The sequence below is a fragment of the Thiomonas bhubaneswarensis genome (genome assembly GCF_001418255.1).
GTDB lineage: Bacteria > Pseudomonadota > Gammaproteobacteria > Burkholderiales > Burkholderiaceae_C > Thiomonas > Thiomonas bhubaneswarensis.
This window is the reverse complement of the sequence record NZ_LIPV01000006.1, coordinates 1-22,863: the sequence shown is the minus strand read 5'-3', so window position 1 is coordinate 22,863 and position 22,863 is coordinate 1. Positions and strand designations below refer to the sequence as shown.

Genomic DNA, 22,863 nt, shown 5'->3' with positions numbered 1-22,863 from the left:
TGCTGCTTGCCGCATGTTCAGCAAATAGCGACAAAGCGGGCGCTTCTCTCTTTTGATGGGCTCAAGCCTCAATTTTCTCACACATCATGACATCGAAACACGCCAAAGTGCTCATTCTGGGCTCCGGCCCTGCCGGTTACAGCGCCGCGGTTTACGCCGCCCGCGCCAACCTCAACCCGCTGCTCATCACCGGTCTCGCGCAAGGTGGGCAGCTCATGACCACCACCGAAGTCGACAACTGGCCTGCCGACGTGGACGGCGTGCAGGGCCCTGATCTCATGGCCCGTTTCCAGGCGCATGCCGAGCGATTCAACACGGAGATCGTGTTCGATCACATTCACACCGCCCACCTGAACGAAAAGCCCATCCGCCTGGAAGGCGACAGCGGGGTCTACACCTGCGACACCCTGATCATTGCCACTGGGGCCTCCGCCAAATACCTGGGCCTGCCCACCGAACAGGCCTTCATGGGCAAGGGCGTCTCGGGCTGCGCCACCTGCGACGGCTTTTTCTATCGCAACCAACCGGTGTGCGTTGTGGGGGGCGGCAACACGGCCGTGGAAGAAGCACTCTATCTGGCCAATATCGCCAGCAAGGTGACCGTCATCCATCGCCGCGACAAGTTTCGCGCCGAACCCATTCTGGTCGACAAGCTGATGGCGCGCGCTGCTGAAGGCAAGGTCGAACTCAAGCTCTGGAGCGAGCTGCAGGAAGTGCTCGGCGACGACAGCGGCGTGACCGGCGTGCGCATCCGCAACAGCCAGACCGGCGCCGACGAAGACATCACGCTTGCCGGCTGCTTCATCGCCATCGGCCATCAGCCCAACACCGACATCTTCAAGGGCCAGCTCGAGATGAAAGACGGCTACATCATCACCCGAGGCGGCAACGAAGGCATGGCCACCGCAACCAGTGTGCCCGGCGTCTTCGCGGCGGGCGACGTGCAGGATCACGTCTACCGGCAGGCCATCACCAGCGCCGGCACGGGCTGCATGGCCGCCCTGGACGCGCAGCGCTATCTGGAGAATGCGGAGTCCTGAGGTTTGCCCAAAACGCCGACCTTTGAGCGATCACGGGTCGGCCTAGGAGCCTGTCGGGCTTAGGAACCCATGGACAAGCGGATCTTTCCGGTTATAATCTTTAGCTTTTGTTCTACAAAATTTTGAGGTGTGCCATGGCACGAGTGTGTCAAGTGACAGGTAAAGGGCCGATGGTCGGGAACAATGTGTCCCACGCCAACAACAAGACCAAGCGCCGCTTCCTGCCCAATCTGCAATATCGCCGTTTCTGGGTGGAGAGCGAGAACCGCTTCGTGCGCCTGCGCGTGACGAGCTCGGGCCTGCGCACCATCGACAAAAAAGGCATCGACGTCGTGCTGGCCGAGCTGCGCTCGCGCGGCGAGATTTGATCGTCGCTTTTCTCTAGAACCACACGGAGCCCAACATGGCAACCAAAGGCGGACGCGAAAAAATCAAGCTGGAATCCTCTGCGGGCACCGGCCATTTCTACACCACCACCAAGAACAAGCGCACCACCCCCGAAAAGATCGAAATCATGAAGTTCGATCCGGTCGCGCGCAAGCATGTGAGCTACAAGGAAGGCAAGATCAAATAAGTTGATCGGCTGACCCGCAAGCCAGAACGATCCGCTGTATCTGCCGCCACCTTGAGAGGTTGGCGGTCAGAACAGCGGATTTTTCATGGGCGTCTGCCTTGCATGGCATGAGTCGGTAGATGAAGACTCGCCCACAGCAGGGGCAACGAGGCTCAGCCTCCCGCCCTTCCCAAGGGCGACCTTCAGACGGCCGGGGTATATCGCCTCATGCGCAACGACAGTTCCCTGAGCGCCGTCACGCCGCTGTCTTCGGCACGGTGGCACCAATCCTGCAATTTGAGGCGCAGTTGTTCGGCGTTCAGATTGGTCTGTTCCCACACCGCCTTAAGCTCTTCGCGCATGTGCAGCAACTTGCTCAGGTTGGGGCTGGCGTTGGCTGCAGCATCCACCAGAGCGCGCGAGCGTTCGCAGAGAATCTCACGCTCCATCCCGATCCAGCGCCGGGCAGCGCGCAAGACCGGCAGATTGGCCGCAGCGCCCTGCTCGGCTGCACGCGCCAGTTCTGCCTTGAGGGTCGTGCGCAGCTCTGCCGCGTAACGCGCCATCACTTCATAACGATTGGCAATGACGGCCTGCAACGTGAGCTGATCCACCTCGGCGCGCACTTCGCCCAGGCGAAACTGCGGCGGCAATTTGCGGGGCTTGGCCAGACCCACCCACGACAGCGCGCGGATATAGGCCCAACCGATATCGAATTCCCACCATTTCACCGACAGCTTGGCCGAGGTCGGGTAGGTGTGGTGATTGTTGTGCAGCTCTTCACCGCCGATCAGCAGGCCCCAGGGCGAGATGTTGTGACTGCTGTCGCGCGCGGCGAAGTTGCGGTAGCCCCACCAGTGCCCCAGGCCATTGATGACCCCGGCCGCCCAGATCGGAATCCACAGCATCTGCACGGCCCAGACGGTGGCGCCGATGGCGCCGAACAACAGGACGTCGAGAATGAGCAGCAACCCGACCCCCTGCCAGGCATAACGGGAATAGACGTTGCGCTCCAGCCAGTCGTCGGGCGTGCCATGCCCGAACTTGCTCAATGTCTCGGCATTTTTCGATTCGGCGCGATACAACTCGGCGCCGCGCAGCAAAACCGTATCGATGCCTCGCGTCACCGGGCTGTGCGGGTCGTCGGCGGTCTCGCATTTGGCGTGATGCTTGCGGTGGATGGCCACCCATTCCTTCGTGACCATGCCGGTGGTGAACCAGAGCCAGAAGCGGAAGAAATGCGAGGCCACCGGATGCAATTCAAGAGCCCGATGCGCCTGCGCCCGGTGCAGAAAAATGGTGACGGACGCAATGGTGATATGCGTGGTGATCAGTGCAAATAGCGCGATTTGCCACCAGGAAGCCTGCAACAGGCCGTGTCCGGCCCAAGTCAAAAACACATCAAACATCAGAAACTTTCAGATCGATACAACGCGATTGGAACTCTGCCCGCGGCAGAAGTTGCATGCATTATCGGACGGGTCGTGCCCCACGCGCACAGGGCAAACGCGAAGCGCTTGTCAGTTCGCAATCGCGACGTCGGAAGCCACGTCCGCCGGGCGGGCCGACGGGGCGCGTCTTTGCAGCACCGCGGCATAAAAGCCATCGGTCGCGTGGCGGTTCGGCAACAGTTGCAGATCGCCCTGCGTCACCAGATCATCGCCTTCCACGCCCTGCTGGCGCAGCACCGAGTCGGCCGGAACCCGCTCGAACTCGGGGTGCGACGCCAGAAAGGCATCGACGATCGCGCCGTTCTCTTCCGGCAGGATGCTGCAGGTGGCGTACACAAGACGGCCGCCCGGCTTCAGCAGCGTGGCGGCCGCCTGCAGGATATTGGTTTGTTTTGTCGTCAATTCAGCCACATCCTCGGGCTTCTGACGCCATTTCATGTCAGGGTTGCGCCGCAGGGTTCCCAGACCGGAACACGGCGCGTCCACCAGGACACGATCGACCTTGCCAGCCAGCCTCTTGACCCGCTCGTCGCGTTCGTGGGCAATGGCCACTGGGTACACATTGGACAGCCCACTTCGCTGCAGACGAGGCTTGAGCTTGGCCAGCCGGTAGTCGGCCACATCGAAGGCGTAGAGGCGACCGGTGCCGCGCATCATGGCACCGAGGGCCAGGGTCTTGCCACCGGCCCCGGCGCAGAAATCGACCACCATCTCGCCGCGGCGCGGCGCCAGCAGCAAGGGCAGCAACTGGCTGCCTTCGTCCTGCACCTCCACCCAGCCTTCGCGGAATACGGTGAGATCCTGCAGGGCGGGCTTGCCCTCCAGTCGGATGCCCCAGGGCGAATAGGGCGTGGCGCGCGCGGGCAGATCGAGGCGGGCAAACACATCGAGCACGGCTTCGCGCCGCGTCTTCTGCACATTCACCCGCAAGTCCAGCGGGGCCGGACGCAACAACGACTGCGCCAGCGCCGAGTATTCCGCGCCATAGTGGGCCTGCAAGGCCGTGGCGAGCCATTCCGGCAGACTCCAGCGCACAGCCTCGGGCAGCGCCATTGCGTCCTGGGCAAGCACCCGCTTGCGCCACTCCAGTTGCTCCGGCGTGAGCGCGGCGTGCAGCGATGGCGCGTTGCCCGACCATCCCAGAATGGCCAGCCGCACCTCCATGGGCCCGCCGATGCCGTCGTCCGCGGCGGCAAGGGTCTGAAACAGACGCAGATGCCGCAACACCTGATACACCGTGTCGGCCAGGATCTGGCGATCGGTCTTGCCCAGTTGCGGCTTGGCGCGGAACCAGCGCGACAACACGGCATCGGCGGCAGCGTCGAAACGCAGCATGTCGCGCAGCACGTCGCGCGCGATGTAAAGCAGGTCACGCGGTTTCATGGCGCACTTTCAGGAAGGAGATTCAGTGGCAGGCAGGATGCGGGTACGCAGGCCGTCGATCTGCACCCGGCCTTCGAGCAGGGCGCGCACCACAGGGGGATAGATGCGGTGCTCCTCGAGCAGCACGCGCGCGGCCAGCGTCTCGAGGGTGTCGCCATCCAGAACGGGCACGGCGGCCTGCGCCAGGATCGGCCCGTGGTCGAGCGCACTGCTCACCAGATGCACGGTGGCGCCGTGCCATTTCACGCCCTCTTGCAGCGCACGGGCATGGGTGTGCAGGCCGGAAAAGGCGGGCAGCAGAGACGGGTGGATATTGACCAGACACCCCGCAAAGCGCTCGACGAAGGAAGCCCCGAGCACGCGCATGAAACCGCACAGCGCGATGACATCGGGCTGCAGCGCCTCGATCGCCTCGGCCAGGGCCTGATCGAAAGCCTCACGGCTGGCAAAATCGTTGTGCGCAATCACTTGGGTGGGCACGCCGAAAGCACGCGCAACCTCAAGCCCCGCAGCGTCGGCCCGGTTGCTGATCACACCGCGCACATCGACTTCCCAGCCCTGCTCGCGCTGAGCCTGAAGAATGGACTGCAGATTGCTGCCGCGCCCGGAAATGAGGAGAACCAGATTTTTCATCGGCGCGCAGTGTAGCCGCGGGGACGGCCCGTTCCGCCGAGATGAATAATCACGGGTTTATTTCGAGCACGCCATGAGATGCCCTTTTTGCCAGAGCGACGACACGCAGGTGATTGAAACCCGCGAAGTGGAGGACGGCACCGCCCTGCGCCGACGGCGACGCTGCGGCCATTGCGACAAGCGCTTCACCACTTATGAGCGTGCCGAAGTCAGCTTTCCGGTCGTGGTGAAAAAGGACGGGCGGCGAACCGATTACGACCGCGACAAACTGCGCGCCTCGTTCCTGCTGGCGCTGCGCAAGCGGCCGGTCAGCGCCGACGCGGTGGACACGGCCATCGGCCATGTCGAGCAGCAACTTTTGCAAAGCGGCGCCCGGGAACTGCCCGCAGCCCAGATCGGCAACTGGGTCATGGAAGAACTGCGCGCGCTCGACAGCATCGCCTATGTGCGCTTTGCCTCGGTCTATCACAGCTTCAAGGACCTGGGCCAGTTTCTCGACGTGCTGCAGGAGGTGCAGCCCGCATCACCCGCCGCCAAACCCCGGCGCGGCAAACCTTCGGCATGAACGCCAGCAACCCTTCGCCGTCCCAAGGCAGCTTCGACGCGCAGGATCAGCGCCACATGCGGCGGGCGCTCGATCTGGCGCGCGGGGCGATGTACCGCACCAGCCCCAATCCACGTGTGGGCTGCGTGCTGGTGCGCGACGGCCAGGTGCTGGGCGAAGGCGCCACGCAGGCGGCGGGACAGGATCATGCCGAAGTCCAGGCCGTCAAACAGGCCTGGGAGCGCGGCCACGATGTGCAGCGCGCCACGGCCTACGTCACCCTGGAGCCCTGCTCGCATCATGGCCGCACGCCCCCCTGCGCCGATCTGCTGGTGACGCAGGGGGTGGCCCGCGTGGTCGCTGCAATGGTCGACCCCAACCCCCAGGTGGCCGGGCAGGGATTGCAGCGCCTTCGCGACGCCGGCATAGCGGTCGATGTCGGCCTGTTCGCCGATGAGGCGCGCGAGATCAACCTGGGGTTTGTCTCCCGCATGGTGCGCGGCACGCCGTGGGTGAGGTTGAAGGTGGCCGCGTCGCTGGACGGTGTCACCGCCCTGCCGAACGGCGTCAGCCAGTGGATCACCGGCGAAGCCGCGCGCGCCGACGGCCATCATTGGCGCGCCCGGGCCTGCGCCGTGCTCACCGGCCTGGGCACGGTGCGCGCCGACGACCCTCAGCTGAATGTGCGGGCGGTGCAAACGCCGCGACAGCCCATCCGCATCGTCATCGACAGCCGTCTTGAATGTCCGCCCACCGCCCGCCTGCTGCAAAGCGCCGAATCGCCGCTGTGGATCGTCCACGCCGTGCCGCCAGAACTGGCCGCGCCGAGGCTTGACGCGCTACGCCATGCGGCCACGCCGAAGCTCGACCTGCAGGCCATCGCCCTGCCCGCAGACCCCGACAAGCCGGGCAAGAACGATCTGCGGGCGCTGATGCAGGTGCTCGGCCAACGCGGCATCAACGAGCTGCACTGCGAGGCCGGCGAAAAGCTCAACGGCTCGATGCTGCGCGCGGGGGTGGTGGACGAGCTGCTGCTGTATCTTGCGCCTCAGTTGCTGGGCGAGGGTGCGGGATTGGCGGCGCTGGGGCCCTACCTGTCGCTATCCGAGGGTTTGAGGCTGCGATGGCATGCGGTCGATCCCGTCGGCGACGATCTGCGCATCCTCGCCCGTTTTCCCTCGGCTTCTTTCTAAACCGCCATGTTCACCGGACTCGTCACCACCGTTGGCCGCATCGCCAGCGTCGTTCCCCTCGGTTCCCAGGCCAGCCACGGCAAGCGCGTGCGCCTGCAGGTCGATCCTGCCTGGCTGCTGGGCGTGCAGCTCGGCGAGAGCATCGCCGTCAGCGGCGCCTGCATGACCGTGGTCGAGCTCGCGCCCGACGCCTTCGCTTTCGACATCTCGGCCGAGAGCCTGGCGCGCACCACGGGGCTCGACCAGCCGGACGAGCTGGTCAACCTGGAACAGTCGGTCTCGCTCGCCACCAAGCTCGGCGGCCATCTGGTGACCGGCCATGTGGACGGCGTCGGCCGGGTGGCGCGGTTCGAGCCGATCGGCGAATCCTGGCTGCTGGAGGTGGATGCGCCGGCCGCCTTGGGCAAATTCTTCGCTTACAAGGGCTCCATCGTGGTCAACGGCGTCAGCCTCACGGTCAACCGCGTCGAAGACCTGCCAGGGCTTTGCCGCGTCAGCATCAACCTCATTCCCCATACCCTGCAACACACCAATCTGCATCGGCTGCATCAGGGCAGCGAGGTCAACCTCGAAATCGACCTCATCGCCCGCTATGTCGAGCGCATGCTCGGCGCCAAGGAGGAAACGCAACATGTGTGAGCTGTTTGCCTACTCCAGCCGCGTGCCCGCGCGCATTCGCATCGCCTTTCGCGAATTTGCGCGCCACGGCGGCCCGCACGCGGCCAACCCCGACGGCTGGGGCGCGGCGTACTACGAAGGTGTCGACGCGCATGTGCTGCGCGAGGCTCAGCCCTCGCTGACCAGCGCCTTCGTGCCGGTGCTCGAAAAGCACGACTTTCACAGCCCGCTGGTGATCGCGCACATTCGTCGCGCCTCGCGCGGGCCGGTGGCGCTTGCCAACACGCAGCCTTTCGCGCGCGAGCTGTTCGGACGGCGCCACATCTTCGCCCACAACGGCGATCTGCCCGATGTCGAACGCGCCCTGCCCCTGGCGCGTGCGGCGCACCGGCCCATGGGCCAGACCGATTCCGAGCATGCGTTCTACGTTCTCATGCAGTCGCTGCTGGCGCTCGATGCCGCCGGTGAAAGCGGCGACCTGAAACGCCGCATCGACGTGGTCGCCGATTTCGCCGCGCGCCTGCGCGCCATCGGCCCGGCCAATTTTCTGTTCACCGACGGCGATCTGCTGTTCGCGCACGCCCATCGGCGGCGCAGCCATCCGGGCAACGACTGGGTTCCGGGCCTGCACATGCTCGTGCGCGAGGCCGCCAGCGACCATCAGATGCGCGCCTTGGGGCTGCATGTCCAGGGCCGCGACGACAAGCCCGCGCCCGCGGTGCTGCTCGCCAGCGTGCCCCTCACGCCGGAGGACTGGGAGCCGCTGCCCGAAAACACCCTGCTCGTGATTCAGCAGGGGCGACTGCTCGCCCGTCTGGACACCCCGACTCAAGTCTGAGCTTCCCGCCCTGCGTTGCAAACGGACACAGGCTCGGCACGGCAGACTGATAAAGTCTGCCCGACCCACGCCGCCCATTGCACGCATGAAACCCCTCATCCGATCCAGCCTGTTGCCCTCAATCGCCCTCGTCGGGTTGACGTTGATGCCGCGCCTGAGCTGGGCCATGGGGCTGGGTGACATCGGCGACTGGGCCCAGTCCACCTGGAATGCCGCCGTCACCACCACCAAGACCGGCAAGGATGATCTGTACTTCAGCGGCTACACCTGGCACGACCCCGGCACCTACACCGCGGCCAAGCGCGCCACCCTCAACAAGCACGCCTGGGGCATAGGCTGGGGCCGCCATCTCACCGATGCCGACGGCAATGAAGACATGGTCTACGCCATGATCTTTTCCGACTCGCACTGGAATGCCGAGCCGGTGGTCGGCTACGCCCACCAGTGGATGTATTTCAACGACTCCCCGGTGGGATTCGGTCTAGGCTACACCCTGGCCGTCACTTCTCGGGCCGATATTTTCAACAACATCCCCTTCCCCATCGCCCTGCCCATCGCCTCAGTGCGATTCGGCAAGCTTTCGATCTACGGCACCTTCATCCCCAAGGTGAACAACAAGCTCAACAACGGCAACGTCGCGTTTTTCTTCGGGCGCTACGAGTTCTGATGGCACCGGCTGGCGCCGAGCGCGACCCGTGCGGCGCTTTTAGAATCACTGGCTTTCCGCAGCGTTCGCCCATCATGCCTTTGTCTCCCGTTCCCGACATCATTGCCGAGCTCAAGGCCGGGCGCATGGTCATCCTGGTCGATGAGGAAGACCGCGAAAACGAAGGCGATCTGGTCATCGCCGCCGAGCACATCACGCCGCAGGCGATCAATTTCATGGCCACGCATGCGCGCGGCCTGATCTGCCTCACGCTGACCGCCCAGCGCTGCGCGCAGCTCGGCCTCAAGCACATGGTCGAGCACAACGGCTCGTCCCACGGCACCGCCTTCACCGCGTCCATCGAAGCGGCCGAAGGCGTGACCACGGGCATTTCGGCAGCCGACCGCGCGCGCACCGTGCAGGCCGCGGTGGCACGCAACGCCCGGGCCAGCGACATCGTGCAGCCAGGCCACATCTTCCCGCTGATGGCCGCCGAAGGCGGCGTGCTCATGCGCGCCGGCCACACCGAGGCCGGCTGCGACCTCGCCGCCCTGGCCGGCCTGGAACCCGCCGCGGTCATCTGCGAGGTGATGAACGCCGACGGCAGCATGGCGCGGCTGCCCGACCTCGAACGATTTGCCGCGCAGCACCATCTGAAAATCGGCGCCATCGCCGATCTCATCGAATACCGCAGCCGCACCGAATCGCTGGTGCAGCGCCTGGGCGAGCAACCGATGCAGACGCCGTTCGGCGCCATGCGCTGCGTGGCCTACACCGATCGCGCCGGCCACGGCCTGCATCTGGCGCTGGTTCATGGCGATCTGGCGAGCCAGGCTGCGCCGCTGGTGCGGGTACATGAGCCGCTGTCGGTGCTCGACCTGCTCGACACCGAATGCCAGCGCCATTCCTGGAATCTGCCGCAGGCCCTCGCCCGCATCGTGCGCGAAGGCAGCGGAGCGGCGGTGTTGCTCAATTGCGGCGAATCGGCCGCGCAGTTGCAGGCTCAGTTCCAGCGTCTGATGCAGCCTGTGGCCATGCCGCCCAAGTCGGGCGTCACCGCGCTGCGCGACTACGGCATCGGCGCCCAGATCCTGCGTGATCTCGGGGTGCGGCAGATGCGGCTGCTCGGGCAGGCGCGCAAAATGCCCAGCATGGTGGGCTACGGCCTCGAAATCATGGGTTTCGAGCCCGCGCCGCCAACCCGCTGCAGCGACACGCCCAGCGCGTAAGCTGTCGCCTTCAAACGAACGGCTCGCGCGGCTTGTCGGCGCGCCGTCCTTCACTGCCCTTTTCACCGTTCCGCCCACGCCATGCAAAACGTCCAGAACCGCATTCTTTCCGAACAACTCGACGGCCGTGATCTGCGCATCGCCGTGGTGCAGGCGCGCTTCAACACCGCGCTGACCGATCGGCTCACCCAGTCCTGCCTCGACGAACTCGAGCGCCTGGGCGTGAGCGAAGACGACATCGGCCTCTACACCGTCCCCGGCGCGCTGGAGCTGCCGCTGATGCTGCAGGCCCTGGCCGAGAGCGAGGCTTTCGACGCGCTTATCGCCATCGGCTGCGTGATTCGGGGCGACACCTACCACTTCGAAGTCGTGTGCAACACCAGCGCTGCCGGCATCGGTCAGGTGGCGCTCGACTACAACATCCCGGTGGCCAACGGTGTGCTCACCGTGGAAAACGAAGCGCAGGCCGAAGCCCGCATCGACAAAGGCGCCGAATGCGCCCGCGTCGCGGTGGAAATGGCCAATCTGTTCATCGAGATCAGCGACAACGAAGAAGACGCATGAGCGCATCCACCGCCCCCAAGAGCGCGCGGCGCAAATCGCGCGAACTCGCATTCCAAGGCATTTACGAATGGCTGATCGCTGGTAGCGACGCGGGCGCCATCGAAGCCTTCCTGCATGAGCGCTACCCCACCATCAAGCTCGACGACGAGCACTTTCAGTCGCTGCTGCACGGCGCGCTGGCCGACGCCGGTGCGCTCGATGCACTGATCCAGCCGCACATCGACCGCCAGACCAGCGAGCTGTCCCCGGTGGAGCACGCCCTGCTGCTGATGGGCACCTTCGAACTGCAGCGCCACCCCAACGTGCCCTATCGCGTGGTCATCAACGAAGCCGTCGAGCTCGGCAAGGTGTACGGCGGCACCGACGGCTACAAATACGTCAACGGCGTGCTCGACCGTATTGCGGCCGTTGTGCGCAAGACCGAAGTCGAGGCCGCCAACCAGTCGCACCCGCAGGAGCCGCGTGCCGCCGATGACAGCCCCCCGCCCAACCCCTACGCGAACGTGCCCGTGAGCCGCAAGGCCAAGGCTCCCATAACCTCGAAAGGGCGCGCGGCAGCTTCCTCCCCTCGGCGCGCCAGTGCCAGCCCACGCACGCCGCGCAAAGACTGATCTTCCGCGAACGAACACCATGCGCTTAGCCCAACGCAACCAGTCCATCGAGCCGTTCTACGTCATGGACGTGGTGCGCGCCGCTGCCGAGCAACAGGCCGCCTGGGAAACACAGGGCAAGCGCATGATTCACCTCAGCGTGGGCGAACCCGATTTCACCGCGCCCGAGCCCGTCATCGAAGCCGCCACCCGCGCGCTGCGCGACGGCCGCACCGGCTACACCCTGGCCCCCGGCCTGCCCGCGCTGCGCGAACGCATCGCGCAGCACTACGTCCGGGCGCATGGCGTAAGCATCGATCCCTCGCGCATCTTCGTCACTGCCGGAGCTTCCGGCGCCCTCACCCTCGCCAGCCTGCTGCTGTTCGATCCGGGCGACGAGGTGCTCATGCCCGATCCGAGCTACCCGTGCAACAAGACCTTCGTCGCCACCGCCGGGGCACGGGCGCGCATGCTGCCAGCGCCCGCAGCGCAGCGCTTTCAGCTCACCGCCGACGAAGTCGAGGCCGCGTGGACTGCGCAGACCGCAGGCGTGCTGCTGGCCTCGCCCTCCAACCCCACCGGCACCTCCATCGCGCCAGACGAGTTGCGCCGCATCGTCGACACGGTGCGTGCCAGAGGTGGTGTCAGCCTGATCGATGAGATTTACCTCGGCCTGAGCTTTGATAGCGGCTTCGGCCAGACCGCGCTGGCCTTGGGCGACGACGTCATCACCATCAACAGCTTCTCCAAATACTTCCAGATGACCGGCTGGCGGCTGGGCTGGCTGGTCGTGCCACCCGCACTCGTCGCCCCGCTGGAGCGCATGGCCGGCAACCTGTTCATCTGCGCCAGCAGCGTCGCCCAGCACGCGGCGCTGGCCTGCTTCGAGCCCGACGCCCTAGCCGAGTACGAACGCCGCCGCGCTGAATTCAAGCGCAGGCGCGACCTCATCGTGCCCGGCCTCGAAGCGCTGGGCCTGCGCGTGCCGGTGCGGCCCGATGGCGCCTTCTATGTCTATGCCGACTGCTCAGCCTACAGCGCCGACAGCTGGGACTTCTGCTTCGACGTCATGCGCGACACCGGCGTGGTGCTCGTGCCCGGCAAAGACTTCGGCACCGCCGAGCCGCAGCGCTACTTCCGCCTGAGCTACGCCAACAGCCTGGCCAACCTGCAGGAAGCTCTGGACCGGCTGCGGGGTTATCTGGAGCGCAAGGCGGCATGAGCGCGCCGGGCCGTTCCCAAGCGCTCATCCCGCGGCGCGCAGCGCGGAGGGTTGTCCATTGAGCGCGGACACGACCGTTTTCCATTGGCCCGTGCGGGTGTACTGGGAAGACACCGATGCCGGCGGCATCGTCTATTACGCCAACTATCTCAAGTTCTTCGAGCGCGCGCGCACGGAATGGCTACGCAGCCTCGGGCTTGCGCAGTCCGAACTGGCGGCGCAGGCCGGACTGGTCTGCGTCGTGGCCGAGGTGAACCTGCGCTACGCCGCCCCCGCGAAGCTCGACGATGTCCTGCAGATCCAGCTGCGGGTGAGCGAGATCGGCACAGCCAGCCTCACCGTCGAGCAGCAGGCCTGGCGGTGCGACGCGCAGGGCACTCCTGCCCAATTGCTTTGCGTAGCCACCGTGCGCGTAGGCTGCGTGAGCGCAGCCGCCTTGCGGCCCTCCCGCATTCCCAAGGATGTCCACGAACGCGTCGTGCAGTGGGCGGCGGCGGGCGCTTCGGCATCCTGAGCCGTCGCACGGCTTCGTCGTGAACCTTTCTCCCGTGGCGCTGTCTTCTTGGGGTCACCCTCGCCCGTTGCGGGATTTGTTGTAATGCAGGCTGTTGCATCCGGCCCTGGTCGCTCCTCGCCGCTTCCTTTTACAACCCTCAGCCAGACCTCCCTATGGATCAAAACTTCTCCATCGTGTCCATGGTGCTCGGCGCCAGCATCGTGGTGCAGCTGGTGCTCGCTCTCCTGCTCTCCGTCTCGCTGGCGAGCTGGACGGTCATCTTCCGCAAATATTTCGCCATCAAGTCGGCGCGCATCAAATCGGAGGACTTCGAGCAGGAATTCTGGTCGGGCACCGGGCTGAACGATCTGTACCAATCGGCGCTGAGCAGCGGCCGTCACGGCAGCCCGCTGCAGCGCATTTTCGCCTCGGGCATGCGCGAATACCTCAAGCTGCGCGAGCGCCATGTGCTCGACGGCTCCACGCTGGTGGATGGCGCCCGCCGCGCCATGCGCGCCGCCTTCCAGCGCGAGATGGACGCGCTCGAAGCCAATCTGTCCTTCCTGGCCTCGGTCGGCTCGGTCTCGCCCTACGTCGGCCTGTTCGGCACGGTGTGGGGCATCATGCACGCCTTCGTCGGCCTGTCCAATCTGCAGCAGGTCACCCTCGCCACCGTGGCGCCCGGCATCGCCGAAGCGCTGGTGGCCACGGCCATCGGCCTGTTCGCCGCCATTCCTGCGGTGATCGCCTACAACTTCTTCGCGCGCGACATCGACCGCCTGGCCAATCGCTTTGAGTCGTTCACCGAGGAGTTCTCCAACATCCTGCAGCGCCAAAGCGCCCCCCACCCGGCCGCCGCGCAGACTGCTGCCGCCGCGGCTGCAGGACGTGCCGGACCGGCGACGGGCTTCGGCGGAGGCCGCTGATCATGCCCGCCCTCCAATCCAGCAGTCGCGGGCATCGCTCGCGCCGCGCGCTGGCCGACATCAATGTCGTGCCGTATATCGACGTCATGCTGGTGCTGCTGATCATCTTCATGGTCACGGCGCCGCTCATCACGCCCACCATGGTCAAGCTGCCGACCGTGGGCAACGCGCCTCAGGCGCCCAGCACCCTGGTGCAGGTCACCATCCAGAAGGACGACACCCTTCAGGTTTCGCTGCGCGATCCCAAGAACAAGGCGTCGCAGGCCAGCCCGCAACCGGTCAGTCTCAAGGACCTGCCGCAGACCGTGCAGCAACTGGCGTCGCAGGCCGGTCTCAGCCTCGACGCCATGCCGGTGCTGATCGCAGCCGACAAGGACGTGAAGTACGACGCCGTGATGCGCGCGCTCAACCTGCTCAAGCAACATGGCGTGGAACGCGTCGGCCTGGCTGTGCAGTCCAATCCTTCCTGAAGCATCGGGCATGAGCACGGCACGGTTTCCTTCGACTGAACCCACGGCGTTGCGGCCACCGCACGAGCGGGGCACGTTGCGCGCCTTCGGCCTGGCCGCGCTGTTCCACTTGCTGCTCATCGCCCTCATCGCCTTCGGCGTGCACTGGAAGAGCCATCCGCCCGAAGCGGTGGAGGCCGAACTGTGGTCCCCCACGGTGCAGCGCGCCGCTCCGCGCCCCACCGCGCCGATGGAGCGCAAGGCGCCCCAACCGCAGCCGCAGCCCACCCCGGCACCACCACCGCCCCAGCCGGTCGCCACACCCAAGCCACAGCCCCAGGATCAGCAGGCCGACATCGTCCTGAAGCAGCAACGCGAGGCCGCGCTGAAGAAACAGCAGGCGCAGCAGCAGGCCCTGCTTGAGAAGAAGCTGGAAAAGGAACAGAAGAAACTCGCCGAGGAAAAGCAGCGCCAGGCCGAGCAGAAGAAGCAACAGGAAGAGAAACAACGCCTGGCGCAAGAGAAGCAGGAACAACAGGACAAGCTGCGCCAGGAAAAACTCGAACAACAGCAAAAGCTCGCTGAGCAGAAGCGGCTAGAAGCGTTGAAGCATAAGAAGCTCGAGCAGCAGCAGGCTCAGCTGGCCGCCTCGTCGCGCGACGATTACATGAAGCAGTTGATGAAGCAGGCGGGCACCGGCGCGGCCACCAGCACGGGCACGGCGGCGCAGACTTCGGGGCCGTCGGGCACCTATGCGGCGCGCATCGCCGGCCTGGTGCGGGAGAACGTGACCTACCCTGAAATCAACCAGATCACCGGCGATCCCCGCGTAACCGTGCTGGTCAACCTCGCGCCGGACGGCACCGTGCTCACGGCCAAGATCGAGCGCTCCAGCGGCGTGGCGAGCTGGGATCAGGCGGTGCTGCGCGCCATCGAACGCGTCCACCACTTCCCGCCCGACAGCAACGGCAGGATCTGGACCCCCATGCTGATCAAGGCCGGGCCGCGTGATCCGGGCTGATTAGTAATCGATCTCCGCCCGGCCGTCCTTTGAAAGCTGGGCCAGCGCGCTGAGCACCGGGTCGGTGGTCGGCAGGCGGTAACCCGCCACGCTCAGGCGCACTTGCGCCCCCGCACGCTCGATGTCGAGCAGCAGCGGCAACCCTTCCTCGCAGACGTGCTGGCGGACGAGTCCCACCAGTGGTTCCGCCGAGCTGCTGCCGTTGAGCTTGAGACGGATGCTCTTGCCCAGGCGCGCGCGGGCTTCTTCCAGCGTCCACACCGCATCGGCGTTGAAACGCAGCCCGCCGTTGAAGCGATCGGTCTGCGCCTTGCCGCGCAGCACCAGCAGGGCGTCGTCGCGCAGGCGGTCGCGCACGGTGTCGAGCAGGCCCTCGCCGATGACGATCTCCATCGCGCCGGAGCGATCTTCCAGCGTGAGGATGGCGATGCGCCCGCGCTGCGACTGCACCAGACGCACCCCGGCGGCGATGCCGGCGATGAGCACCGGGTCACGCGAATCCACCAGATCCATCAGCGCGGTCGGGGCGAAGCGCCGCACTTCCTCGGCGCTGGCGTCGAACAGGTGGCCGCTGAGGTAGTAGCCGATGGCGGTTTTCTCATTCGAGAGCTTGGTGCGCAGATCCCAGGGCTCGACCTCGGGCAGCAGCGGCTCGTGCGCCGGGTTGTGGCCGTCACCTTCGGCGTCGGCGGCGAACAGGTCGAAGAGCCCCGCCTGCTGCCGGGCGGCCTCGCGTTGCGCGGCGTAATCCATGGCCGTTTCCACCGCGGCCAGCACGGCAGCGCGCTCCGGGTGCAGGGTATCAAAGGCGCCGGCCTTGGCCAGGGCTTCGAGAACGCGTTTGTTGAGGCGGGTGCGATCCACCCGTTCGGCAAAGTCGAACAGCGAGCTGAAGGGCCGCTCCTGACGGGCCGCGATCATGGCTTCCACGGCGGCCTGGCCGTTGCCTTTGATGGCCCCCAGCGCGTAACGGATGGTCTTGCTGTCCACCGGGTCGAAGCGCCACTGCGAGGCGTTCACATCGGGCGGCAGCACGGCGATGCCGCGCGCCTGCGCATCTTCCACCAGCACCTTGAGCTTGTCGGTGTCGTCGAGGGCGATGCTCATGTTGGCGGCGAGGAATTCGGCGGGGTAGTGCGCCTTCATCCACGCCGTCTGCACCGCGAGCAGCGCGTAGGCGGCGGCGTGCGATTTGTTGAAGCCGTAGCCCGCGAACTTCTCCATCAGGTCGAAGATTTCGTTGGCCTTCTCCGGCTTGATGCCGTTCTTGGCCGCGCCTTCGGCGAAGATGCCGCGGTGCTTGGCCATTTCTTCGGGCTTTTTCTTGCCCATGGCGCGGCGCAGCAGGTCGGCACCGCCGAGCGAGTAGCCGCCGATGACCTGGGCCACCTGCATCACTTGCTCCTGGTAGACCATGATGCCGTAGGTTTCTTCCAGCACCGGCGCCATGCGCGGGTCGGGATAGACCACGTCCTCCTTGCCGGCCTTGCGGGCGCAGTAGGTGGGAATGAGGTCCATTGGGCCGGGGCGGTACAGCGCCACCAGGGCGATGATGTCCTCGAAGCGGTCGGGCCGCGCGTCGCGCAACATGCCCTGCATGCCGCGCGATTCGAGCTGGAACACGGCCACGGTGTCGCCCTTGGCCATGAGCTTGTAGCTCTTGGCGTCGTCCAGCGGGATGTCTTCGAGCTTGAAGTCCGCCCGGTCGGGGTGGTTGCGGCGGATCAGCTCGGCGCCGAGTTCGAGAATGGTCAGCGTGGCCAGGCCCAGAAAGTCGAACTTCACCAGCCCTGCGGCTTCGACATCGTCCTTGTCATACTGCGACACGGCGTCGGTGCTGCCCGGCTGGGCGTACAGCGGGCAGAAGTCGGTGAGCTTGCCCGGCGCGATGAGCACGCCGCCTGCGTGCATGCCGATGTTGCGCGGCAGCCCTTCGAGCTGCTGGGCGAGGTCGAGCAATTGCCTGACCTCCTCTTCCTCCTCGTAGCGCTGCGCCAGCATGGGCTCCTGCTTGAGCGCGTCAGCAATCGTGATGTGCTGGCCCGGCTTGGCCGGAATGAGCTTGGCGATGCCATCGCAGAAGGTGTAGCTCAGATCGAGCACGCGGCCCACATCGCGCACCGCCGCGCGCGCGGCCATGGTGCCGAAGGTGGCGATCTGCGACACAGCCTCGACGCCGTACTTCTCCTTCACATAGTCGATGACGCGGTCGCGGTTCTCCTGGCAAAAGTCGATGTCGAAGTCGGGCATCGACACCCGCTCGGGGTTGAGAAAGCGCTCGAACAGCAGGGCGTATTCCAGCGGATCGAGGTCGGTGATGCGCAGGCTGTATGCCACCAGCGAGCCCGCGCCCGAGCCCCGCCCCGGCCCGACCGGGCAACCGTGGTTCTTCGCCCAGTTGATGAAGTCCGCCACGATGAGGAAGTAACCCTCGAAGCCCATCTTGGCGATGATGCCCAGCTCGTACTCCAGCCGCTCTTGGTAGCGCGGACGGGCGGCGTCGCGGCGGGCGGCATCGGGGTAGAGCACGGCCAGCCGCTGCTCCAGCCCCTCCTGCGCCTGCTGGCGGAAGAATTCGGCCGGTGTCATGCCCTCGGGCGTGGGAAAAAGCGGCAACTGCGGCTTGCCCAGATCGAGCACCAGATTGCAGCGCTGGGCAATGGCCACGGTGTTGGCCAGCGCCGAGGGCACGTCATTGAACAGCGCCTCCATCTCGGCCTGCGACTTGAAATACTGCTGATCGGTGAACTTGCGCTGGCGGCGCGGGTTGCCCAGGGTCTCGCCCTCGGCAATGCACACTCGCGCCTCGTGGGCATCGAAGTCGTCGGCCTTGAGAAACTCCACCGGGTGCGTGGCCACGACGGGCAGGCCCAGTTCGGCCGCCAGGGGCACAGCCGCCTGCACATGCGGCTCGCAGGCGGCATGGCCGCTGCGCTGCAACTCGATGTAGAAACGGCCGTCGAACACGGCTGCGTGCTGCCGGGCCAGGTCGTGCGCGGTGGCGGTGTCGCCCTGCAGCAGCGCCTGGCCAATGGCACCTTCATGCGCGCCCGAGAGGGCGAGCAGGCCCTCGGCCAGGCCGCCTTCCAGCCACTCCCACTGCACCACGGCGCGGCCGCGCTGCTGGTTGTGCAGCCACGCCTGGCTGAGCAGGTCGCAGAGGTTGAGATAACCCTTTCGGTTCTGCACCAGCAGCAACAGCCGGGTGAACTGCCCCGCGTGGCGGGCGCTGCCCAGCAGCACGTCGCAACCGATGATCGGCTTGACCCCGGCGTCCAGCGCGGCCTTGTAGAACCGCACCGCGGCGAACAGGTTGTTGAAATCGGTGATCGCCAGGGCCCCCTGCCCGTCACGGGCAGCCGCAGGCACCATATCGTCCACGCGCAAGGCGCCGTCGACGATAGAGTACTCGGTATGGGTGCGGAGGTGGACGTAGGGCATCGGGGCATTTTAGGCAACGCTGTTCACCGTAGAGGCCAGCCCAGGGCTCGCTGATCACCCGGCGCCCGTCTCCGCAATCAACACTTCGGCCGGGATGCCCAGGCTCTTGTGCAATCGCCGGATCATGGCCAATGTCAGCGGGCGCTTGCGGCTCAGGACTTCGTAGACGCGGTTGCTTTTGCCGATGATCGGCTCAAGGTCTTTGACGGACAGCCCGCTCTGATCCATGCGGAATTTGATGGCTTCCACCGGATCGGGCGCGGTGATGGGCACGTGCTTGGCTTCGTAGGCTTGCACCAGTGTGGTCAGGATATCCAGGCGATCCCCCTCTGGCGTGCCCAGATCAGGATCAGATTCCATCAAGGCCGAAATCTCTTTGAGCGTGGCCTTGTAGTCTGCTTCGGTGTGGATGGGGCGGATGTCCATGATTTCTTCCGTGGCCGGTCAGGCCGCATCGATGGTTTCTGCGTCGACGGCGTCGTACTCCTTGTGGGTGCCGACGAACTCCACGCAGACGATCTGCAACTTGTACGCAATGGCCACGATCAGCCGATAGTCATTGCCTTTGATGTTGAAGACCACGCGACGGCTCTTCTGCACGCTGGCGCTGCAGTACTTCGCCTTGATGTCAGCGGGCTGGGTCCAGATCGCACTTGTGGCCTCCTCATACCAAGCCTTCAGCGGCTGCTCGGCGTCGGGATGGCGCTCCCAGAAGGCTCGAAGGGTGGACACCTCAATCACTCGCATGGATCGAAGCCTAGTCCCAAAATGGGACTAAGGCAAGTGACATCCGCCCCGCTCAGGTGCGATTGGGAAAAGGCATGACGCTTCGACCCGCGTGATTTCAACTTTTATTGTCTTCATTTTCGTTCTTTTCCGCCCATCATTCCTGCAACTTTTCTCTCTGCTATGGTGTCAGCCAAGGCGGCGACGACCGTCTATGCCACATACCGGAGACCCCGCACGATGATCGAAAGCTACCTGCCCGCATGGCCCCTGCACCCCGACGGGGTGTTCTGGGTCGGTGCCGCGCTGGTGCTGGCCACGCTGACCGGGGAATCGGTGTTTCGCTTTCTCAGGTGGCCGAGGCTGGTGGGCTATGCGGCGGCAGGGATGATCCTGGCCGCTGGCGGCGCGGGGCTGAATGTGTACGACCTGCAAAACAGTGCCCGCGCCATCGTCGACACGGCCTTGGCCGTGCTGCTGTTCGAAATCGGCCACAGGGTGAATCTGCGCTGGCTGCGCGCCAACCCTGCCCTGCTGGGCATGAGCCTGCTCGAATCGGCGCTGGGCTTCGCGGCCGTCTGGATCACCCTCGCGCTGCTGGGCTTTGCCGCGATGCAGGCGGCCATCGTCGCCGCGCTGCTCGTCGCAACATCGCCCGCCGTGGTGCTACGCATCAGCAGCGAGTTCAACGCCCGCGGCCAGGTGACCGAGCGCCTGCTGCTGCTCTCGGCCCTCAATACCTTTTACGCGCTGCTGGTCTGCAGCCTGCTGCTGGGCATGATGGACGCCGACGGCCCGCAGGGCGCGGCCGCCTCGGCGCTGCATCTGCTGTACCTGCTCGGCGGCTCGGTGCTGGCGGCGGCGCTGCTGGCCTGGGCGGTGAACTGGGTGGAGCGGCATTTCGACTTTCGCGACGAAGGTGGCGCGCTGATGCTCGTCGGCCTCATCGTGCTCACCCTGTCGCTCACCCGCATGCTCAACTGGTCGGCCCTGCTCACGCCGCTGCTGGGCGGCGCCCTGCTGCGCTGGCGCAGCCCGCGCCCGCGGCTGTGGCCTAGGCACTTCGGTACGGCGGGTGGGGTGCTCATGGTGCTGATGTTCCTCATTCTGGGCCTTAGCCTCAACGCCCGCATTCTGCTGGCCGGCGGCTTGGCGGCAGCGTTGGTCATCGTGGTGCGACTGGTGGCCAAGCTGGCTGGGGCGCTGGCGTTCAGCCGCGTCAGCGGAGCGAGCTGGCGGCAGTCTGTTGCGCTGGGCCTGTCGCTCAACCCGGCCTCGGGCGTGAGCTTCGTGCTGGCGCTGAGCTTTCTCGGCAGCTCGGCCGGAGCGGTGCTGCACCCCATGCTGGCCGTGGCGTTCAGCGCCATTGCCTTTCTGGAACTGCTCGCCCCGCTGCTCACCCGCTGGGCGCTGGGCTACAGCGGCGACATCGCGCCAAGCCCGGCCAGCCGTGCGAGTGGAGGTGCAGCATGAGTCTGGGGCCGTTCACCAAGTCGGGGGCGCTGAGCATCGGCGTCGAGCTGGAGCTGCAGATCGTCAACCGCCACAACTACGACCTCATGCCCTGCGCGCCCGACCTGCTGCGCCTGCTGCAAGGCCGCAAGCTGCCCGGCGTGGTCACCCCGGAAATGACCGAAAGCATGATCGAGCTCGCCACCGGCATCTGCACCGGCTATGACGACGCCCTGGCCCAGCTCACCGAAATTCAGGGCGCCCTGGTGGAAGCCGCCAACAAGCTCGACGTCGGCCTGGCCGGCGGCGGCACCCACCCGTTCCAGCACTGGGCGCAGCAGCGCATTTTCGACAAACCGCGCTTTCTCCAGCTCTCCGAGCTGTACGGCTACCTGAGCAAGCAGTTCACCGTGTTCGGCCAGCATGTGCACCTGGGCTGCCCCGACGCCGACACCGCGCTCTACACCCTGCACTGCATCTCCCGCTTCATTCCGCACTTCATCGCCCTTTCGGCCTCGTCGCCCTATGTGCAGGGCGAGGACACCGGGTTTCACTCCGCGCGGCTGAACTCGGTGTTCGCCTTCCCGCTCTCGGGCCGGGCGCCCTTCGCCCTGAGCTGGGAGGACTTCGAGCGCTACTTCGACAAAATGACCGCCACCGGCGTGGTCAAGAGCATGAAAGACTTCTATTGGGACATCCGCCCCAAGCCCGAATACGGCACCATTGAAGTGCGCGTGATGGACACCCCGCTCACCATCACCAAGGCCGCGCGCATTGCCGCCTACATCCAGACCCTGGGCGCCTACATTCAGCGCGAGCGACCCTTCGAACCGCAGGAAGACGACTACCTCGTCTACACCTTCAACCGCTTTCAGGCCTGCCGCTTCGGCTTCGACGGCACCTTCGTCGACCCCGCGACCCGCGAACACCGCACCCTGCGCGAAGACCTCATCCGCACTCTCGTCCGGCTGGAAGGCCACGCGGCGGACTGCAAATCAGATGTCGCCCTGCGCGAGTTACTGGCGGATGTGAGCGTCCGCGGCAACGATGCCGAATGGATCCGCAAGGTGTTTGTCCGCGAGCACCACCTTCCCGAGGTGGTGCGGCAGCAGGCGGGGCGGTGGATGGACTGAAGCGACCAGAACCTCTGTCACTCACCCGCCGAGTCGTCCCTCTTGCACAACCGTCACGGTGAGAACTTCCACGGATTGACGAGCGGCACACCCGAGAACTTGAAATCCGCAACGTTGCGAGTGACCATCGTCATGCCATGCACCAAGGCGGTTGCCGCGATCAGCGCATTGCGCTCACCGCGCCTGTCGGGCACATGAAGCCGGGCGCAACGCTGAGCCACGGCGGTATCGACAGGCAAGGTACGCGCGGAGAACTCGGGCAAGACCTGCTGCTCAAGCCACATGCGCAGCATGGCCCCTTGGGCTACGTCCCTACGCTCAATCGACAGAACGCCAAGCTCCAGCTCCATGATGGTGATGGCGGACAAAAAAGGGCGGCTGCATCCACACTTTGCGACCAAGCGGTCACATTCGCATCGGCTTTTCCATGCCGCACCTTACGCAGTTCAGACACCACATTGGTGTCGAGAACGAACATCATGACAAATCGGCGGGCCGTGGTTTGATGATGACGCGCGGCGCCTCAAACTCAATATCGGCGTCATGTGGCATTGACCTGCTCCCCGCCAGCCGTACCAGCCTGAAGTTAGTGAAGTCCGTCAACCAGTTGGAGAATGACGGACATGAAGAAGAGCAGATTCACCGAAGAACAAATCATCGGCTTCCTCAAGCAGGCCGAGGTCGGCATGCCGATCAAGGAGCTGTGCCGCAACGG

General features: G+C 65.5%; 25 protein-coding genes and 1 pseudogene. 19 read left to right on the top strand and 7 right to left on the bottom strand.

What is annotated here, in order from left to right; translation table 11 throughout:
- Positions 1–83 precede the first annotated feature (83 nt).
- The 3 genes from trxB to rpmG all read left to right on the top strand — a co-directional run bounded on the left by trxB (position 84) and on the right by rpmG (position 1,614).
- A complete protein-coding gene (trxB, locus tag ASC45_RS08975; protein WP_141655766.1) occupies positions 84–1,040 on the top strand; it encodes a thioredoxin-disulfide reductase in 957 nt (318 codons plus the stop codon).
- 134 nt (positions 1,041–1,174) lie between these two features.
- On the top strand, positions 1,175–1,408 hold the full coding sequence (gene rpmB, locus ASC45_RS08970) for a 50S ribosomal protein L28 (protein WP_013106704.1): 234 nt from the start codon (positions 1,175–1,177) through the stop codon (positions 1,406–1,408).
- A gap of 35 nt (positions 1,409–1,443) precedes the next feature.
- Positions 1,444–1,614 carry a 50S ribosomal protein L33 gene (gene rpmG / locus ASC45_RS08965; protein WP_055450706.1) on the top strand — a complete coding sequence of 57 codons (171 nt, stop codon included), beginning with the start codon at positions 1,444–1,446 and terminating at the stop codon, positions 1,612–1,614.
- A gap of 182 nt (positions 1,615–1,796) precedes the next feature.
- On the opposite strand, the gene ASC45_RS08960 is transcribed toward rpmG, so the two are convergent.
- The 3 genes from ASC45_RS08960 to purN all read right to left on the bottom strand — a co-directional run bounded on the left by ASC45_RS08960 (position 1,797) and on the right by purN (position 5,060).
- Positions 1,797–3,002: a DesA family fatty acid desaturase gene (locus ASC45_RS08960; RefSeq protein ID WP_055450705.1), complete on the bottom strand. Its 1,206-nt coding sequence runs from the start codon at positions 3,000–3,002 to the stop codon at positions 1,797–1,799.
- 111 nt (positions 3,003–3,113) lie between these two features.
- Positions 3,114–4,427 (bottom strand): RsmB/NOP family class I SAM-dependent RNA methyltransferase, encoded by a 1,314-nt coding sequence (locus ASC45_RS08955; protein ID WP_055450704.1) that lies wholly within the window; start codon positions 4,425–4,427, stop codon positions 3,114–3,116.
- A gap of 9 nt (positions 4,428–4,436) precedes the next feature.
- Entirely contained in the window at positions 4,437–5,060 is a 624-nt protein-coding gene (gene purN, locus ASC45_RS08950) for a phosphoribosylglycinamide formyltransferase (RefSeq protein ID WP_055450703.1), read from the bottom strand.
- A 73-nt stretch (positions 5,061–5,133) separates the two neighbouring features.
- On the opposite strand from purN, the gene nrdR reads away from it, so the two are divergent.
- The 13 genes from nrdR (at position 5,134) to tolA (ending at position 15,396) form a co-directional block, all read left to right on the top strand.
- Positions 5,134–5,625, top strand: coding sequence for a transcriptional regulator NrdR (gene nrdR / locus ASC45_RS08945; protein ID WP_055450702.1), 492 nt, complete (start codon positions 5,134–5,136; stop codon positions 5,623–5,625).
- On the top strand, positions 5,622–6,797 hold the full coding sequence (ribD, locus tag ASC45_RS08940; RefSeq protein WP_072243025.1) for a bifunctional diaminohydroxyphosphoribosylaminopyrimidine deaminase/5-amino-6-(5-phosphoribosylamino)uracil reductase RibD: 1,176 nt from the start codon (positions 5,622–5,624) through the stop codon (positions 6,795–6,797). Before nrdR ends, ribD begins: the two co-directional genes overlap by 4 nt.
- A 6-nt stretch (positions 6,798–6,803) precedes the next feature.
- Entirely contained in the window at positions 6,804–7,436 is a 633-nt protein-coding gene (locus tag ASC45_RS08935; RefSeq protein ID WP_055450701.1) for a riboflavin synthase, read from the top strand.
- The gene (locus ASC45_RS08930; RefSeq protein WP_055450700.1) at positions 7,429–8,253 is read left to right on the top strand and encodes a class II glutamine amidotransferase; all 825 of its coding nucleotides are present in this window, start codon (positions 7,429–7,431) and stop codon (positions 8,251–8,253) included. The genes ASC45_RS08935 and ASC45_RS08930 overlap by 8 nt, the downstream gene beginning before the upstream one ends.
- Before the next feature lie 85 nt (positions 8,254–8,338).
- Positions 8,339–8,920: a peptide ABC transporter permease gene (locus tag ASC45_RS08925; RefSeq protein WP_055450699.1), complete on the top strand. Its 582-nt coding sequence runs from the start codon at positions 8,339–8,341 to the stop codon at positions 8,918–8,920.
- A gap of 74 nt (positions 8,921–8,994) precedes the next feature.
- Positions 8,995–10,128 carry a bifunctional 3,4-dihydroxy-2-butanone-4-phosphate synthase/GTP cyclohydrolase II gene (gene ribBA, locus ASC45_RS08920; RefSeq protein WP_141655765.1) on the top strand — a complete coding sequence of 378 codons (1,134 nt, stop codon included), beginning with the start codon at positions 8,995–8,997 and terminating at the stop codon, positions 10,126–10,128.
- Positions 10,129–10,209: 81 nt separating this feature from the next.
- The gene (gene ribH, locus ASC45_RS08915; protein ID WP_055450697.1) at positions 10,210–10,692 is read left to right on the top strand and encodes a 6,7-dimethyl-8-ribityllumazine synthase; all 483 of its coding nucleotides are present in this window, start codon (positions 10,210–10,212) and stop codon (positions 10,690–10,692) included.
- Entirely contained in the window at positions 10,689–11,303 is a 615-nt protein-coding gene (nusB, locus tag ASC45_RS08910) for a transcription antitermination factor NusB (protein WP_055450696.1), read from the top strand. The genes ribH and nusB overlap by 4 nt, the downstream gene beginning before the upstream one ends.
- 19 nt (positions 11,304–11,322) lie before the next feature.
- Complete coding sequence (locus tag ASC45_RS08905; protein WP_055450695.1) at positions 11,323–12,504, top strand: pyridoxal phosphate-dependent aminotransferase; 1,182 nt, start codon at positions 11,323–11,325, stop codon at positions 12,502–12,504.
- Positions 12,505–12,562: 58 nt separating this feature from the next.
- Positions 12,563–13,018: a tol-pal system-associated acyl-CoA thioesterase gene (gene ybgC, locus ASC45_RS08900; RefSeq protein ID WP_055450694.1), complete on the top strand. Its 456-nt coding sequence runs from the start codon at positions 12,563–12,565 to the stop codon at positions 13,016–13,018.
- A gap of 155 nt (positions 13,019–13,173) precedes the next feature.
- Positions 13,174–13,926 carry a protein TolQ gene (tolQ, locus tag ASC45_RS08895; RefSeq protein ID WP_055450693.1) on the top strand — a complete coding sequence of 251 codons (753 nt, stop codon included), beginning with the start codon at positions 13,174–13,176 and terminating at the stop codon, positions 13,924–13,926.
- 2 nt (positions 13,927–13,928) lie between these two features.
- Positions 13,929–14,396 (top strand): biopolymer transporter ExbD, encoded by a 468-nt coding sequence (locus ASC45_RS08890; protein WP_055450692.1) that lies wholly within the window; start codon positions 13,929–13,931, stop codon positions 14,394–14,396.
- Positions 14,397–14,406: 10 nt separating this feature from the next.
- Positions 14,407–15,396, top strand: a complete 990-nt coding sequence (gene tolA, locus ASC45_RS08885) for a cell envelope integrity protein TolA (RefSeq protein WP_055450691.1) — start codon at positions 14,407–14,409, stop codon at positions 15,394–15,396.
- Here tolA and dnaE read toward each other — a convergent pair whose 3' ends face one another.
- The 3 genes from dnaE to ASC45_RS08870 are packed head-to-tail and all read right to left on the bottom strand — an operon-like array spanning position 15,397 to position 19,584.
- Positions 15,397–18,837, bottom strand: a complete 3,441-nt coding sequence (dnaE, locus tag ASC45_RS08880) for a DNA polymerase III subunit alpha (protein WP_055450690.1) — start codon at positions 18,835–18,837, stop codon at positions 15,397–15,399.
- 54 nt (positions 18,838–18,891) lie between these two features.
- Complete coding sequence (locus ASC45_RS08875; RefSeq protein WP_055450689.1) at positions 18,892–19,263, bottom strand: helix-turn-helix domain-containing protein; 372 nt, start codon at positions 19,261–19,263, stop codon at positions 18,892–18,894.
- A gap of 18 nt (positions 19,264–19,281) precedes the next feature.
- Positions 19,282–19,584 (bottom strand): type II toxin-antitoxin system HigB family toxin, encoded by a 303-nt coding sequence (locus tag ASC45_RS08870; protein ID WP_055450688.1) that lies wholly within the window; start codon positions 19,582–19,584, stop codon positions 19,282–19,284.
- Positions 19,585–19,803: 219 nt separating this feature from the next.
- Here ASC45_RS08870 and ASC45_RS08865 point away from each other — a divergent pair, with 219 nt between their 5' ends.
- Both ASC45_RS08865 and ASC45_RS08860 read left to right on the top strand, forming a co-directional pair.
- A complete protein-coding gene (locus ASC45_RS08865) occupies positions 19,804–21,036 on the top strand; it encodes a cation:proton antiporter (protein ID WP_055450687.1) in 1,233 nt (410 codons plus the stop codon).
- Positions 21,033–22,148, top strand: a complete 1,116-nt coding sequence (locus ASC45_RS08860) for a YbdK family carboxylate-amine ligase (RefSeq protein ID WP_055450686.1) — start codon at positions 21,033–21,035, stop codon at positions 22,146–22,148. The genes ASC45_RS08865 and ASC45_RS08860 overlap by 4 nt, the downstream gene beginning before the upstream one ends.
- A 53-nt stretch (positions 22,149–22,201) precedes the next feature.
- Here ASC45_RS08860 and ASC45_RS08855 read toward each other — a convergent pair.
- A pseudogene (locus ASC45_RS08855) lies at positions 22,202–22,629 on the bottom strand (PIN domain-containing protein).
- Positions 22,630–22,771: 142 nt separating this feature from the next.
- Between ASC45_RS08855 and ASC45_RS15935 the strand changes: the two are divergent.
- Positions 22,772–22,863: transposase (locus ASC45_RS15935; RefSeq protein WP_217265598.1), on the top strand; the 92-nt coding region annotated here is incomplete at its 3' end.

Coding starts and splice junctions, on each gene's coding strand:
- rpmB (WP_013106704.1), top strand. CDS start 1,175: ATGGCACGAGTGTGTCAAGTGACAGGTAAAGGGCCGATGGTCGGGAAC.
- rpmG (WP_055450706.1), top strand. CDS start 1,444: ATGGCAACCAAAGGCGGACGCGAAAAAATCAAGCTGGAATCCTCTGCG.
- ASC45_RS08960 (WP_055450705.1), bottom strand. CDS start 3,002: ATGTTTGATGTGTTTTTGACTTGGGCCGGACACGGCCTGTTGCAGGCT.
- ASC45_RS08955 (WP_055450704.1), bottom strand. CDS start 4,427: ATGAAACCGCGTGACCTGCTTTACATCGCGCGCGACGTGCTGCGCGAC.
- purN (WP_055450703.1), bottom strand. CDS start 5,060: ATGAAAAATCTGGTTCTCCTCATTTCCGGGCGCGGCAGCAATCTGCAG.
- nrdR (WP_055450702.1), top strand. CDS start 5,134: ATGAGATGCCCTTTTTGCCAGAGCGACGACACGCAGGTGATTGAAACC.
- ribD (WP_072243025.1), top strand. CDS start 5,622: ATGAACGCCAGCAACCCTTCGCCGTCCCAAGGCAGCTTCGACGCGCAG.
- ASC45_RS08935 (WP_055450701.1), top strand. CDS start 6,804: ATGTTCACCGGACTCGTCACCACCGTTGGCCGCATCGCCAGCGTCGTT.
- ASC45_RS08930 (WP_055450700.1), top strand. CDS start 7,429: ATGTGTGAGCTGTTTGCCTACTCCAGCCGCGTGCCCGCGCGCATTCGC.
- ASC45_RS08925 (WP_055450699.1), top strand. CDS start 8,339: ATGAAACCCCTCATCCGATCCAGCCTGTTGCCCTCAATCGCCCTCGTC.
- ribBA (WP_141655765.1), top strand. CDS start 8,995: ATGCCTTTGTCTCCCGTTCCCGACATCATTGCCGAGCTCAAGGCCGGG.
- ribH (WP_055450697.1), top strand. CDS start 10,210: ATGCAAAACGTCCAGAACCGCATTCTTTCCGAACAACTCGACGGCCGT.
- nusB (WP_055450696.1), top strand. CDS start 10,689: ATGAGCGCATCCACCGCCCCCAAGAGCGCGCGGCGCAAATCGCGCGAA.
- ASC45_RS08905 (WP_055450695.1), top strand. CDS start 11,323: ATGCGCTTAGCCCAACGCAACCAGTCCATCGAGCCGTTCTACGTCATG.
- tolQ (WP_055450693.1), top strand. CDS start 13,174: ATGGATCAAAACTTCTCCATCGTGTCCATGGTGCTCGGCGCCAGCATC.
- ASC45_RS08890 (WP_055450692.1), top strand. CDS start 13,929: ATGCCCGCCCTCCAATCCAGCAGTCGCGGGCATCGCTCGCGCCGCGCG.
- tolA (WP_055450691.1), top strand. CDS start 14,407: ATGAGCACGGCACGGTTTCCTTCGACTGAACCCACGGCGTTGCGGCCA.
- dnaE (WP_055450690.1), bottom strand. CDS start 18,837: ATGCCCTACGTCCACCTCCGCACCCATACCGAGTACTCTATCGTCGAC.
- ASC45_RS08875 (WP_055450689.1), bottom strand. CDS start 19,263: ATGGACATCCGCCCCATCCACACCGAAGCAGACTACAAGGCCACGCTC.
- ASC45_RS08870 (WP_055450688.1), bottom strand. CDS start 19,584: ATGCGAGTGATTGAGGTGTCCACCCTTCGAGCCTTCTGGGAGCGCCAT.
- ASC45_RS08865 (WP_055450687.1), top strand. CDS start 19,804: ATGATCGAAAGCTACCTGCCCGCATGGCCCCTGCACCCCGACGGGGTG.
- ASC45_RS08860 (WP_055450686.1), top strand. CDS start 21,033: ATGAGTCTGGGGCCGTTCACCAAGTCGGGGGCGCTGAGCATCGGCGTC.